Genomic DNA, 14,062 nt, shown 5'->3' with positions numbered 1-14,062 from the left:
CCCTTAGCGTCGTCGGTTGCCGCCATCGCTGGCGGCGAGCAAGCTTTCAAGTGTCTCTGCGAGCGTCTGACGTTCGGCCGGTGCGAGGAAACTCCCCACCTCCACCTGCCGGCCGCTGGATGCCAGCCGGACCCTCTCATCGTCGGTGAGCAGGCGCACCCAGTGGGGATGGGCCCGGAACACCGGCGATCCACCGGGTACGGGGATGACCTCCACGTACGCCGGCACTACCCGGATCTCCTCCTGCCGTTCACCGCTGCGCCACAAGGCACGCAGCGCGGCCGCCAGCACCAGGCTGTACAGCAGCGCGAACAGGGGGGCGAATGCATTGCCGGCCAACCACCCGAGGGCGGACACCAGCCACATCGCACCCGACAACACGGTGAACAACAGGACGAACTGCCGGGCATCGAGCGCCCGTGGGGGACGCAGCCGCAGCTGCGTACCTGACCCATCCGGAGCTGGAAGCACCTCGATCATGTCGCAACCGCGTTCCTGCCGCGGGAAACGCCTCGATGGTAGCCCCGCCCTCTCGCCGGTAGCAAGGGTGCATTCACACATTTTCCGATGCTGCAACACAGCATGAGGTCGGCAGTACGAATGACGAATTCGGCACAAACTCATCCGCACTTGCTGAACACGCTGAATCCACCGCAGCTATTGGCTATCAGCGCTTCACGAAGGTGGCTGCAGGGCACTTCCGCAACCCGCAAAAATGATTAAAATCGCCAAGTTTTCCACTGGCCGGACCGGCATGAACGCACCTTCCTCCTCCCCTGCAGCCCCCGACGCCCTGCGTCCCGGCGCGTTGCTGTCGCCGGAACTGCCGGCGCCCCCCAACCCGTTCCGCCAGGCCATCACCGACGCCTGGTTGAAGGACGAGGCCACCCACGTGCGCGAGCTGCTGGCGCAGGCCCGCCTGCCCGCCGACGAGCAGGCCCGGGTGCAGGCACTGGCCGCCGACCTGGTCGGCCGCGTGCGCGTGCGCGCCAAGGACCAGGGCGCGATCGAAGCCTTCATGCGCCAGTACGACCTGGGCAGCGAGGAAGGCGTGCTGCTGATGTGCGTGGCCGAGGCACTGCTGCGTATTCCGGACCAGGACACCGCCGACAAGCTGATCCGCGACAAGCTGGCCGATGCCGACTGGGAAAAGCACCTGGGCGGCAGCGACTCGGTGCTGGTCAATGCCTCCACCTGGGGCCTGATGCTGACCGGCAAGCTGGTGCAGATGAACGACGCCACCCGCGCCGATGCGCCCAGCGCGTTCAAGCGCCTGGTCGGCCGCGTCGGTGAGCCGGTGGTGCGCCTGGCCGTGCGCCAGGCGATGAAGATCATGGGCCACCAGTTCGTCATGGGCCGCACCATCAGCGAAGCGCTGGCGCGCTCGCACAAGGGCGACAACGCCAGCTACCGCTACTCCTTCGACATGCTCGGCGAAGGTGCGCTGACCATGAAGGACGCGCTGCGCTACCTGGAAGACTACCGTCGTGCGATCCACGCCATCGGCGGCGATCACAAGGCACGCGGCGGCCGTCCGGACGGCGACGTCAACAATGCCCCGGGCATCTCGATCAAGCTGTCGGCGCTGTACCCGCGCTACGAGCACGCCAAGCGCGAGCGCGTGCTGAAGGACCTGGTGCCGGGCGTGCTGGAACTGGCGCAGCTGGCCAAGAGCTACGGCATCGGCTGCACCGTCGACGCCGAAGAGTCCGACCGCCTGGAACTGTCGCTGGACATCATCGAGCAGGTGTTCTCCGACGCGTCGCTGTCCGGCTGGGATGGCTTCGGCGTGGTCGTGCAGGCCTACCAGAAGCGCACCCCGTACACGATCGACCACCTGGCCGACATGGCGCGCCGCGCCGGTCGCCGCCTGCAGGTGCGCCTGGTCAAGGGCGCGTACTGGGACGCCGAGATCAAGCGCGCGCAGATCGAAGGCTACCCGGGCTACCCGGTGTTCACCCGCAAGCAGAACACCGACGTGTCCTACCTGGCCTGCGCCAAGCGGCTGTTCACCCATGCCGACGCGATCTACCCGATGTTCGCCACGCACAACGCGCACACCATCGCGGCCGTGCGCAGCATCGCCAACGGCGGCGTGTACGAGCACCAGAAGCTGCACGGCATGGGCGACGACCTGTACGCCGAAGTGGTGCCGGCTGACCGCCTGGGCCTGCCCTGCCGCGTGTATGCACCGGTCGGTTCGCATGAAGACCTGCTGCCGTACCTGGTGCGTCGCCTGCTGGAAAACGGCGCCAACTCCAGTTTCGTCAACCGCATCACCGACGAGCGCGTGCCGATCGCCGACCTGATCCGCGACCCGGTCGAGATGGTCGCCTCGTTCGCTTCGATTCCGCATCCCAAGATCCCGCTGCCGGTTGACCTGCTGCGCAGCCAGAACCACGACAGGAAGAACTCCATGGGCGCCAACCTCGCCAACGACAACGAACTGCGCGCCCTGGCCGAGCAGATCAACGCGGCTGTGAAGCCCTGGCAGGCCGCGCCGCTGGTGCCGGGCGCCAACCCGGCCTGCGCCGCGCTGCCGGTGACCAACCCGGCCGACACCCGCGAAGTAGTTGGCCAGTGGCTGGCCGCAGACGCCGCCACCGTGCAGAAGGCCCTGGCGAATGCCGTAGCCGCGCAGCCGGCCTGGAACCGCACCCCGGCCGCCAGCCGCGCCGCCATCCTCGAGCACGCCGCCGACCAGCTGGAAGCACGCATGCCGGAATTCATGGCGCTGTGCGTGAAGGAAGCCGGCAAGAGCCTGCCCGACAGCATCGCCGAAGTGCGCGAAGCGGTGGACTTCCTGCGCTACTACGCCAAGCAGGCGCGCGAGCAGTTCAGCCACGCCGAGAAGCTGCCGAGCCCGACCGGTGAGTCCAACGAGCTGCAGCTGCACGGCCGCGGCGTGTTCGTTTGCATCAGCCCGTGGAACTTCCCGCTGGCGATCTTCCTGGGCCAGGTCGCTGCCGCCCTGGCCGCCGGCAACAGCGTCATCGCCAAGCCGGCCGAGCAGACCAACCTGATCGGCTACTACGCGGTGAAGCTGCTGCACGACGCCGGCGTGCCGGCCGAGGTGGTGCAGTTCCTGCCGGGCGACGGTGCTACCGTCGGTGCCGCGCTGACCGCCGACCCGCGCGTGGCCGGCGTGGCCTTCACCGGCTCCACCGACACCGCCCGTGCGATCAACCGCGCGATGGCGGCGCGTGACGCCGCCATCGGTGTGCTGATTGCCGAGACCGGCGGCCAGAACGCCTTCATCGCCGATTCGTCGGCGCTGCCGGAACAGCTGGTCAAGGACGCGATCGGTTCGGCCTTCACCTCCGCCGGCCAGCGCTGCTCGGCCGCGCGCGTGCTGTTCGTGCAGGACGACATCGCCGACAAGGTGATGACCATGCTGGCCGGTGCGATGAAGGAACTGAAGGTCGGCAACCCCGGCCTGCTGTCCACCGACGTCGGCCCGGTGATCGATGCAGATGCGCTGAAGATCCTGCAGGACCACGCTGAGCGCATGGACCGCGAAGCGCGCCTGATCGCCGCCGCCGAGCTGTCGGCCGAGGCCGCCAACGGCACCTTCTTCGCACCGCGCGCGTACGAACTGAAGGACCTGGGCCAGCTGCAGAAGGAAGTGTTCGGCCCGGTGCTGCACGTGATCCGCTGGAAGGGCGACCAGCTCGACGCGGTGATCGACCAGATCAACGCCACCGGCTACGGCCTGACCCTGGGCGTGCATTCGCGCATCGACGAGACCGTCGACCGCATCAGCAACGGCATCCATGTCGGCAACGTCTACGTCAACCGCAACCAGATCGGTGCGGTGGTCGGCGTGCAGCCGTTCGGCGGCCAGGGCCTGTCCGGCACCGGCCCGAAGGCCGGCGGCCCGCACTACCTGCTGCGCTTCGCCACCGAAAAGACGGTGACGGTGAATACCACCGCCGCCGGCGGCAACGCCTCGCTGCTGACCCTGGGCGACTGATCGCCCGGTTGATGCAGTGAACGAAAAACCCCGCGAAAGCGGGGTTTTTTGTGCCCTGCTTCCTGTAGAGCCGGGCCCACGCTCGGTTTGCCTCGCACAGCCGAGCGTGGGCTCGCTCTACAGAGGCTGGGCAACACTGAACCGATTGTCCGCCCGCTTCGCCAGCTCGCCGTGCACGCGCGCGATGCGCGCTTCCAGCCCCCCCTCCAGCAGCACGTAGTCGACTCCCCGCGCCTCCAGCTCGCGCACGTACCACGCATGCTGCTGCGCCCGGAAGGCTTCGCCCACCCGCGTGCCGTCCTGGTCGAACGGGATATCCGGCGCACACAGGAACAGCAGGTCATACGGTCGCAATGCAGCCTGCCGCAGTGCCTCCGGCGCCGTACCAGACATCCAGCCGCTGTAGCCCAGCGTCACCAGCGGCGTGGTATCGCAGAACAGCCAGCGATGCGCATGCCGTGCGGTCTCGTCTTCGTGCTGCGGCTGTGCCATTGCGATGCGAAGCAGATCATCTGGCGTCAGCTCTCCGCCCTGCTGCTCCCATAGCGTGCGGCCATACTCCGGCACCCAAGCGGTCTGCAGGCGCTCGGCCATCACGCGCGCCAGCGTGGTCTTTCCGCTGGACTCGCCACCAATGAACGCCACGCGCTGCACATAGCCGGCATAGACCTGCGGTGCGAGGCCATGACGGTGCGCATGTGGATCGGCGCGCAGCTGGGTGCCACACGCCTGCCCGACGTCCAGTGCGCGATCGAACCGCTCATGGCGTACCGGCGCACCGAAGTGCGTGGCCAACGCCTGCGCGAAGCCGTCACCGTAGTCCTCCCCGGTGTACACCGCCTGCACCGGCCCGCCGAACAGGCTCAGGCACAGCCAGGCGGTGAACTCGCGCTGCACGTGCTCGTTGTCGCTGTCCTGCGGCAGCGTGCGCACGGGCAAACCGTGCTGGGCGCACCATGCTGCCAGCCGCGCGTCATCCAGCACCGCCACCGTCGCCTGCGGGAAGCGCGCTCGCAGCCAGCGCTCGCGACGCTCGGCGCTGTAGCCTGGGAAACCCGGCTGCGACCAGCCAATCACCAGCAGCTGCCGGCAGCGCGTGGCGGCGAACTCGATCAGGCGTTCGTGGCCGAGGTGCAGCGGGCAGAACTTGCCCACCACCAGGCCGCGTGCAACGCGCTCAGGCAGCAGCATCGGCCGTCTTGGCCTCGTCACGCATCAGGTGCCGCCAATGGCGCAAGGCCACCAGCGCATTGATCCAGAAGCCCACGTACAGGATCGAGGTCAGGTGCAGGCCACGGCTGTAGTACAGCGGCACCGCCACGGTGTTCACCAGCAGCCACACCCACCACGATTCCAGCTTGCGGCGCATCATCAGGATCTGCGCGATCACGCTCAATACCAGCACCGCCGAATCGATGTACGGCGCGTAGGCATTGGTCAGGCGGGTCAGCATCCAGCCGTAGCCGAAGGTGGCCACCACTGCCAGCGGCGCCAGCCAGGCCCAGGCGCGCGGCCGCAATGAAGTGATCGGCAACGGCGCGCCATGGTCACCACGCAGCCACTGCCACCAGCCCAGCACGCTGATGGCGATGAAGAAGAACTGCAGCACCATGTCCGCATACAGGTGCGATCGTTCGAACACCGCAGCAAACAATGCGCAGCCGACGATGCCCAGCCACCAGGTGTGCACGTTGTTGCGGCCGGCCAGCAGGATCGAGCCGGCGACGGCGATGTTGGCAGCCAGCTCCAGCTGGAAGTTCGGGTCGGACAGGTTCATGACGCTATTGTCATGGATTCGCCCCCTGCGTACACAACCGGGCGTAGCCACGCCCGACGTGGATGCCCTGGGCCGCACTGCAAAAAGAAGGCCCCGCTTACGCGGGGCCTTCCGTGTCTTGCTTCAGGCAATCGCCTGGATCAGAACTTGTACTGGAACGAAGCTGCCAGCACGTCGCCACGAACCTTGTACTTGCCAGCCAGCGAGTTGCCCTGGTTGTTGGTAGTCGGCTTGATGTTCACGTTCGGGTCGCTGGTGAACAGGTGGGTGTAGCCGAAGTTGTATTCGGTGTTAGCCGACGGGGTCCAGCCCACGCCCAGCGACAGCCACTTGCGGCTGGTATCTGGCACGCGCACATCGCGATGAGCGTCGGTAGTCGGGGTCTGGTCCAGCGCGACACCACCGCGCAGGGTGACGGTATCGCTCAGCTTGTAGTCCGCACCCAGCGACACGAAGGTGGTATCGCGATAGCCGAAGTCCAGCACAGAGTCCTTCTGGGCCGAAGCGTAGTCGATGGTGACAGCGTCGAATGCGGTCGACCAAGCGGTGCGGGTGACGTCACCCATCACAGTCCAGCGGTCGTTGACCTTGTGGGTCACACTGAGGGTTGCCGACGCCGGCAGCTTTACGGTTGCCTTCCCGCTGGTGCTGACGAACTGGCCCGGCTGAGTCTGTCCCAGGATGGTCGCGGTGCGGCCATTGTCGTTCGGCATCAGGAAGGTGGCATCGCCACCGGTGATCTTGTGCGTAACCTTGGAGCGGTAGCTCAGGCCGATGTGGGTATTCTCATCGATCGAGAACAGACCACCGACCGTCCAGCCCACTGCATTGTTGTCGCCTTCAACGGTCAGCTTGCCGTCGGCGCTGCCCGGGGCGTAACCCGGCACGCGGGCCTGGGCCAGCGCAGTACCGAAATCGATGTTGTTGCTCAGCTCGATAGTCAGGTGCTCGACGAACACCGACGCACCGAAGGAAACGTACGGGTTGACGTCATAGGATGCGGCGAAGCCGAGGTCGATCGCCTTCAAATCGGTCTTCAGGCCGCTGTAGCGACCCACCCAACCATTGTCGTACTGGGTCTTGAAACCAAACGGAGCAGTCAGCGACACACCGAAGTGCGCCTTCTCGCCGACTGGCATATGGAAGTATGCGGCCGGAACCGGGGCGATCATTCCAGCGTCGCCGCCGTCACCGCCGGTCTGCGCGGCGCCGGTCGGCTTACGGCCTTGGCCTTTGAACTCGGCCTTGAAGCTGATGGCGCTCAGGTCACCCTGAATCAGGGTGCCATCAAGCTGGCGCATGCCGGCCGGGTTGACGGCGATGATGGAGGCGTCGCCTTCGGCGCTGCCGGAGCCGGCGAACGCGCGGCCCAGGCCCTTGGCGCTGTTTTCCTTCAGCTGGAAGGCGGCAGCATTGGCATCGGCGGCGGCCAGCGCACCGGCAACGCCGACGGCCAGCAGGGTCAGTCGGGCAATGGTGGAAGCGGTTTGCATCGTAGTTCTCTCTCTCCGGTAAGCGGTGATGGTGCTCTGAGTGCGCCTGCGCCCGGCAGGCCCAGAGGCCCGTCGAAGCGCGCCGGATTCCCCTCCCGACATACGACGCCGTATGCGAGTATTACCCAGAGCCGTTAATGAAACAATAACGACGCAGGCGGTTTTTTCGTCTCAAAAGCTGAACAGGACAATCCCCGTCGCAAGCGCCCGCACGCTAGGCTAGTGCCATGTTCGTCTCCCTCCCGTCCCGCAAGAAGGCGGCCCTGCGCTGGGCCACGCCCGTGCTGTTTGCGGCACTGTGGCTGGCGTTCCTATGGTCGATCTCGCGTCCGGACGATGCCCGCGGCAGCCTCTGGCTGGACTGGGGCGCCCTGTCCACGGGCCTGACCCACCCGCTCGACTGGTGGGCGACGCTGCAGGACGGCAGCGTGCTGCGCCTGTTCACCGCCCTGTTCCTGCACGCGGACTGGTCGCACCTGCTGGGCAACCTGGTGTTCCTGCTGATCTTCGGCCTGCCTGCTGAGCGGGTGCTGGGCCCCTGGCGCCTACTGCTGCTGTTCCTGGTCGGCGGCGCGGTGTCCAACCTGGTGGCCATCTACACCATGGGCAGCCCGGACCAGATCATCATCGGTGCCAGTGGCGCGGTCTCGGCACTGATCGGTGCCTACCTGGCCCTGTTCCCGGGGGCGCGGCTGGGCGTGGTGATCCCGCTTGGCCTGTTCCTGGAATTCGTGCGTGCCCCGGCCTACCTGCTGATCGGCGTATGGGCAGCGCTGCAGGTGGTGTTCGCCCATATCGGCCCGAGCTTCGGCATGGTGGCCTGGTGGGCCCACATCGGCGGCTTCGTGTTCGGCCTGGTGTACGGGGTCTACGTGCGCGCGGCGATCGCCCGCCGGCTGCGCAAGCGCCACGGCTTCTGACCCCTGGTAGTGCCGGCCGCTGGCCGGCATTTGGTTTCTTCTTCCGCCCTTGAGCCGACGCCGGGCATGGCCCGGCGCTACCTCACGGCTTCGCTGGGGCCGGTGCGGGCTTTGCTTCCGGCTGTGCTTCCGGCTTAGGTTCGACCTTCGCTTCCGGCTTCGCCGCAGCGGCCTTCGCAGCCTTGGCCGCATCCGCCTTCGCCGCTTCGGCCTTCAAGCGTGCAGCCACCGAACCCGGGTTCTTCAGCTCGGCCAGCGCGTCGTTGATCGGGCCATCGCCCGGCAGCACCGCACCGGCGCGGTAGCCCTCGGTGCCTTCGTCGTCGCCACGCAGATGGCCCGGCAGGGTCGCTTCGCTGTAATCGCTCAGGCTGGCCGGCAGTGCCTCGTCTCCCGGGCGCGCCGCAGGCTTCAGTTCGACCTCCGGCACGATGCCAGTGGCCTGGATCGACTTGCCGCTGGGCGTGTAATAACGCGCGGTGGTCAGCTTCACCGAGTCACCGTTGTCCAGCGGCAACACGGTCTGCACCGAGCCTTTGCCGAAGGTGCGGCTGCCGACCACGCGCGCGCGCTTGTTGTCGCGCAGCGCCCCAGCCAGCACTTCCGAGGCGCTGGCCGAACCGGCATCGACCAGCACCACCACTGGTGCGCCCTTCAGCAGGTCGCCCGGCGTCGCATCGAACCGGGCATCACTGATGCTGATGCGGCCGCGGGTGCTGACGATGTTGCCCTTGTCGAGCAGGTCGTCGGCCACCTGCACCGCGGCAGTCAAAAGGCCGCCCGGGTTGCTGCGCAGATCCAGCACCAGGCCCTTGAGCTGGCCACCGGACTGCTTCTGCAGCTGCTGCAGGTGCTTCTGGAAGTCCGACCCGGTGTCGGCCTGGAAGGTGCTCAGGCGGATGTAGCCGTAGCCCGGCTCCAGCAGGCGGCTGCGCACGCTGGTCACGCGGATGGTCTGGCGGGTGAGGCTGACGTCGAACGGCTTCGGCTTGCCCGCGCGCACGATGGTCAGCACCACCTTGCTGCCGGCCGGGCCACGCAACGGTTCGCTCGCATCAATGGCGCTGATCGGCTTGCCGTCGATGGCGATGATCAGGTCACCGGCGAGGATGCCGGCCTTGGCCGCCGGCGTGTCGTCGATCGGCGAGATGACCTTCATGCTGGCGTTGTCGGGCTGCTGCTGCAACTCCACGCCGATGCCCTCGTAGGCGCCGTTGGCCTGCTCGTCGAAGGCCTGCGCGTCTTCCTTGTTGAAGTACGTGCTGTGCGGGTCGAGGTCGAGCAGCAGGCCGCGCACCGCCGACTGCATCAGCTTCTTGTCATCGACCGGGTCGACATAGGCCGCGCGCACCGCGTTGTACACCGCCACGAAGCGGCGGATGTCCTCCAGCGGCACCTTCGAGGTCACCGCCTCCTCGCTGTTCGCTGCCTGCCCGCTGGTTTCCTTGCTCGGGGCGGGCGCGGTCTGCTGCGCCCAGGACAGCGCCGGCAACAGGGCCAGCAAGAGGGTGGCGGTACGGGCTGCGCGCATGGATCACTCCTGTCGACGTTGGCATCGTGCCCAAGGCACATGCGTCGATTATGCGCGAAGCACAGCTAAATTCCCGTTGAATCCGTCCGCCACTCGACAGCGCCGGATTCAGCGCCGCTGCAGCCAGCTGTCCGGGTTGACCGGCTGCCCGCCCCGGCGCAGTTCGAAGTACAGCGCGGTCACGCCCTGGCCACCGGAATTGCCGACCTTGGCCACCGCATCGCCGCGGCTGACCCGTGCGCCGGCATCCTTCAGCAGGGTGTCGTTGTGCGCGTACAGGCTCATGTAGCCGTTGCCGTGATCGACGATCAGGATCATGCCGTAGCCGGTCATCCAATCGGAGAACACCACGGTGCCGTCGGCCACGGCGGTGACGGTGCTGCCGGCGGGCGCGCCGATCAACACACCACTGCTGGTGCGGCCGTCGGGCAGCTTTCCGCCGTAGCGGGCCAACAGGTTGCCCGACAACGGCCAGCCCAGGCCACCCACCTTCGGCGCCGGCGCAGAGGCCACGGCAGGCGGGACCTTGGTGGGCGGCGGTGGCGGGCGGCCCTGCGCGGCGGCCTGGCGTGCGGCACGCTCGGCGGCGGCCTTTTCAGCGGCTGCTCGCCGCGCCGCGGCGCGGCGCTCGGCTTCGGCCCTTGCCGCAGCGGCACGCAGGTTGGCCAGCAGCTTCTCCAGTGCCTTGGCGTCCTGGCCCAGCGCCTGTTCCTTCTCGCGCTGGTCCTTGAAGCGCTCATCCAGCGAGGCGACGGTCCTGGCGCGATCGCGACGGTCGGCTTCCAGCGCCGCAGCCTGCTGCTTCTGGTCCTGCTGCGCACCCTGCAGCTTCTGCTTGCGCTCGGCGATCTGCGCCTGCAGCACTTCCAGCTCTTTCAGGTCGGCTGTCAGCGTGGTGATGCGCTGTGCCCGCTCGCGTTGCAGGTAGCGGTGGTAGGCCAGGGCACGATTGGCATCGGCCACCGTGTCCTGCGACAGCAGCAGCTTCAGAGGTGCATGGTTGCCCAGCTGGTAGGCCGCACGCAGCAGGCCGGCCAGCTCGCGATGCTGCTGGGCGAGGTTGGCCTGCAGCGTGCTGCGGCGTTGTTCGGCCTCGGCCAGGGCCCTTCCCTGCTCGCGCAGCGCAGTTTCAGTCTGCGCAAGCGCACGGCCGGTGCGGGCCACCTTCTCGTCCGCCTCACGCAGCTGCTGCGAGGCCTGGCCCCGCTGGCCCTCGATCTGCCTGCGCTCCTGCGCCACGCCCTTCAACTCGCTACGCAGCTTCTGCAGCTTGCGCTCGGTCTCGCGGGTGGTCTGAGCGGCGCCCGGCAACGGCAGCGCCAAGGCGATAGCCAGCCCCAACAGCAGGCAGCGCCCGCCGCGGATGGCGGCGATGTGATGTCGGCGTGATGGGAAGGCGTTGTCGCGCAAGGGCTTTCCAGTGACTTCAGGCAGTTGCAGGGGGTACCGGGGAATGGTGACATCTCCGCACGCGGCCTGCCAGCCGCACATCCATCGAGGTCCCATGAAAACTCTTTCCATTCCGCTGTTGTTGGGCGTCCTGCTCGTTGCCGGCCCCGCCGGTGCCCAGGACAACATCAGCAAGGTCAACGGCAGCATCAGCGCCGAGCCTGGCCAGCGCTACGGCAAGCTGGATACCGTCAACGGCGGTATCCGGGTTGGTGAAGGCGTCGAGACCGGCAGCATCGACACCGTCAACGGCGGGGTCAAGGTGGCCGACCGTGCACGTACCGGCAAGATTGAAACGGTCAACGGCGGCGTGCGCCTGGGCCGCGAGGTGATTGCACACGGCAGCGTCAGCACCGTCAACGGCAGCATCTTCACCGATCGCGGCAGCCAGATCGAAGGCGGCGTCGAAACCGTGAACGGTGGCATCGGCCTGGTCGAAAGCCGCGTCGGCAAGGACGTGGAGACCGTCAACGGCGATATCACCGTCGGCATCGGTTCCCAGGTCAACGGCGGTGTGCACGTGCGCAAGCCGAACTTCAGCGTCTCGCTCACCGCCAGCCGCAAGCCGCGCGTGATCGTCGGCCCGAATGCCGTAGTCAACGGCCCCCTGCAGTTCGAACGCGAGGTGGTGCTTTACGTGCATCGCACCGCGCGCATCGGTCCGGTCACCGGCGCCGAACCGATCCCGTTCGACACCGAAACCGCCCCGGCGGACTGAGCGCACCGGACCGCTTGGTTCGGTGATACTCGCTGATACCGGCCGTGCACGACGTGCGGCCGCCCTTTGTTTTCCAGGAATCGACGATGCCCCGCAAACTCCTCCTGTGCCTGGCCGCCGCGGCCGCGCTCAGTGCCTGCAAAGGCGAAGACACGCCGGCCACCGCACCGGCGTCAGCCACCGACACCGCTGCCGCGAAGCCGGCGGCTCATCAGTTCTCCCCCGAGATCAACGCCGGCGACTTCGCCGAGATGGTCAAGACCCTGGCCTCGGATGAATTCGAAGGCCGCGCGCCGGGCAGCAAGGGCGAGGAACTGACGGTCAACTACATCCGCGACCAGATGCAGCGCATCGGCCTGCAGCCGGGCAACGGTGACAGCTGGTTCCAGGACGTGCCGATGACCGAGACCACGGCCGACGCATCGACCGTGCTGAAGATCACCCAGGGTGGCAAGACCACCGAGCTGAAGTTCGGTACCGACATGGTGGTCGGCACCCGTACCGGCCAGGCTGAGGTGAAAGTCGATGCCAGCGACCTGGTGTTCGTCGGCTACGGCGTTGATGCGCCGGAGCAGAAGTGGAACGACTATGCCGGCCAGGACTGGAAGGGCAAGACGGTCGTGATGTTCGTCAACGATCCGGGCTTCCATGTTGACGACGCGAAGCTGTTCGACGGCAAGCGCATGACCTACTACGGCCGCTGGACCTACAAGTTCGAAGAGGCCGCGCGCAAGGGCGCCGCCGCGGCGCTGATCGTGCACGACACCGCCGGTGCCTCCTATGGCTGGGACGTAGTGAAGAACTCCTGGGCCGGCCCGCAGTACGACCTGCCGGCCAAGGATGACCCGGAAGCCCGCATTCCGGTGCAGGGCTGGCTGAGCGCCGACGCCGCCAAGGCGCTGTTTGCCGGTGCCGGCCTGGACCTCGCGCAGGCTTACAAGGATGCGAGCAAGCGCGGCTTCAAGCCGGTGCCGCTGAAAGCCACCGCCGCGGTCGACCTGAAGAGCCAGATCGCGCAGAAGCAGTCGCGCAACGTGGTGGGCGTGCTGCCGGGCAGCAAGCGTGCCGACGAGGCCGTGCTGTACATGGCGCACTGGGACCATCTGGGCAAGCACGAGGGTGAAACCGGCGACAACATCTACAACGGTGCGGTCGACAACGCGACCGGCGTGGCCGGCATCCTTGAGGTGGCCGAAGCCATGGCCCACCAGGATCCGAAGCCGGAGCGCTCGGTGGTGTTCCTGGCGGTGACCCTGGAAGAGTCCGGCCTGCTGGGTTCGAAGTACTACGTCTCCCACCCGACCTTCCCGCTGGACAAGATCGCCGGTGTGATCAACATCGACGCGATGTCGGTGGCCGGCCGTGCCAAGGACGTGACCGTCACCGGCTTCGGCAGCTCGGAACTGGAGGACATCCTCAAGCCGCTGGCTGCAGCCCAGGACCGCACGCTGCATGGTGAGACCTCGGTGCAGAGCGGCTTCTACTTCCGCTCGGATCACTTCAACTTCGCCAAGGCCGGCGTGCCGGCCCTGTACGCCGATGGTGGCGAGGATCTGCGCGAGGGTGGCGTGGACGCCGGCCGCAAGGCCGCAGCGGACTACGGCGCCAACCGCTACCACGGTCCGAAGGACGAGTTCGACGCGTCCACCTGGAAGCTGGACGGGACTGTCGAGGACCTGCAGCTGATGTACGGCGTCGGCAAGGAACTGGCCGGTGCCGATCGTTGGCCGAACTGGTACGAAGGCAACCCGTTCAAGGCAGCCCGCGACGCGATGATGAAGGACAAGGCACCGGCAAAGTAAAGACGGGCCATGCTCGACTGAACATCGTTGAGAGCAGAGCGGCGCCCCACGGGGCGCCGCTTTTCTTTTGCGTACCGTCGGCGGCAGATCCACGATTGGTGTGGATCTGCCGGTAGTGCCGGCCGCTGGCCGGCAATCGATTGGTAGCGGCCAACCTTGGTTGGCGCCATGCTTCCTCGCAGTGGGCCTCCACGCATGGCGTGGATCTACCGGGCCATGTAATGCCATCGGGTTGCCGGCCAGCGGCCGGCACGACCCGCATTTACTGCGCACAAAGAAAAACCCCGCTGCGTGAGCAGCGGGGTTTTGGGTGTAAACCCTGGCGATGACCTACTCTCGCATGGCTTGAGCCACACTACCATCGGCGCAGCTGCGTTTCACTTCCGAGTTCGGGATGGG

The 14,062-nt window shown here is 67.1% G+C and carries 10 protein-coding genes and 1 rRNA gene; 4 read left to right on the top strand and 7 right to left on the bottom strand.

Annotated features, from left to right (window positions below):
• Positions 1 to 3 precede the first annotated feature (3 nt).
• On the bottom strand, positions 4 to 480 hold the full coding sequence (locus AC5P5X_RS17415) for a DUF2244 domain-containing protein (RefSeq protein ID WP_004153894.1): 477 nt from the start codon (positions 478 to 480) through the stop codon (positions 4 to 6).
• Positions 481 to 754: 274 nt separating this feature from the next.
• Between AC5P5X_RS17415 and putA the strand changes: the two genes are divergently transcribed.
• Positions 755 to 3,973, top strand: a complete 3,219-nt coding sequence (gene putA, locus AC5P5X_RS17410; RefSeq protein WP_111189695.1) for a bifunctional proline dehydrogenase/L-glutamate gamma-semialdehyde dehydrogenase PutA — start codon at positions 755 to 757, stop codon at positions 3,971 to 3,973.
• Between the two features lie 117 nt (positions 3,974 to 4,090).
• Here putA and AC5P5X_RS17405 read toward each other — a convergent pair whose 3' ends face one another.
• The 3 genes from AC5P5X_RS17405 to AC5P5X_RS17395 form a co-directional block, all read right to left on the bottom strand.
• A complete protein-coding gene (locus AC5P5X_RS17405; protein ID WP_111189696.1) occupies positions 4,091 to 5,164 on the bottom strand; it encodes an AAA family ATPase in 1,074 nt (357 codons plus the stop codon).
• Entirely contained in the window at positions 5,151 to 5,750 is a 600-nt protein-coding gene (pnuC, locus tag AC5P5X_RS17400) for a nicotinamide riboside transporter PnuC (RefSeq protein ID WP_049417763.1), read from the bottom strand. Before pnuC ends, AC5P5X_RS17405 begins: the two co-directional genes overlap by 14 nt.
• A gap of 140 nt (positions 5,751 to 5,890) precedes the next feature.
• Positions 5,891 to 7,243, bottom strand: coding sequence for an outer membrane protein transport protein (locus AC5P5X_RS17395; protein ID WP_049417761.1), 1,353 nt, complete (start codon positions 7,241 to 7,243; stop codon positions 5,891 to 5,893).
• A 227-nt stretch (positions 7,244 to 7,470) separates the two neighbouring features.
• Here AC5P5X_RS17395 and AC5P5X_RS17390 point away from each other — a divergent pair, with 227 nt between their 5' ends.
• Entirely contained in the window at positions 7,471 to 8,163 is a 693-nt protein-coding gene (locus tag AC5P5X_RS17390) for a rhomboid family intramembrane serine protease (RefSeq protein WP_005407784.1), read from the top strand.
• 82 nt (positions 8,164 to 8,245) lie between these two features.
• Here AC5P5X_RS17390 and AC5P5X_RS17385 read toward each other — a convergent pair whose 3' ends face one another.
• Both AC5P5X_RS17385 and AC5P5X_RS17380 read right to left on the bottom strand, forming a co-directional pair.
• Positions 8,246 to 9,694 carry a S41 family peptidase gene (locus tag AC5P5X_RS17385; protein ID WP_012478926.1) on the bottom strand — a complete coding sequence of 483 codons (1,449 nt, stop codon included), beginning with the start codon at positions 9,692 to 9,694 and terminating at the stop codon, positions 8,246 to 8,248.
• 108 nt (positions 9,695 to 9,802) lie between these two features.
• On the bottom strand, positions 9,803 to 11,104 hold the full coding sequence (locus AC5P5X_RS17380) for a murein hydrolase activator EnvC family protein (RefSeq protein ID WP_076739842.1): 1,302 nt from the start codon (positions 11,102 to 11,104) through the stop codon (positions 9,803 to 9,805).
• 94 nt (positions 11,105 to 11,198) lie between these two features.
• Between AC5P5X_RS17380 and AC5P5X_RS17375 the strand changes: the two genes are divergently transcribed.
• The gene (locus tag AC5P5X_RS17375) at positions 11,199 to 11,861 is read left to right on the top strand and encodes a DUF4097 family beta strand repeat-containing protein (protein WP_005407780.1); all 663 of its coding nucleotides are present in this window, start codon (positions 11,199 to 11,201) and stop codon (positions 11,859 to 11,861) included.
• 86 nt (positions 11,862 to 11,947) lie between these two features.
• Positions 11,948 to 13,663, top strand: a complete 1,716-nt coding sequence (locus AC5P5X_RS17370) for a M28 family metallopeptidase (RefSeq protein WP_049417756.1) — start codon at positions 11,948 to 11,950, stop codon at positions 13,661 to 13,663.
• Positions 13,664 to 13,980: 317 nt separating this feature from the next.
• Here the strand turns inward: AC5P5X_RS17370 and rrf are convergent.
• A 5S ribosomal RNA gene (gene rrf, locus AC5P5X_RS17365) occupies positions 13,981 to 14,062 on the bottom strand; the annotation flags it as partial.

This window comes from Stenotrophomonas sp. YJH_SMC_91, assembly GCF_059368495.1.
The sequence above is the reverse complement of the archived record's forward strand: the minus strand, read 5'-3'. Positions and strand labels throughout refer to the sequence as shown.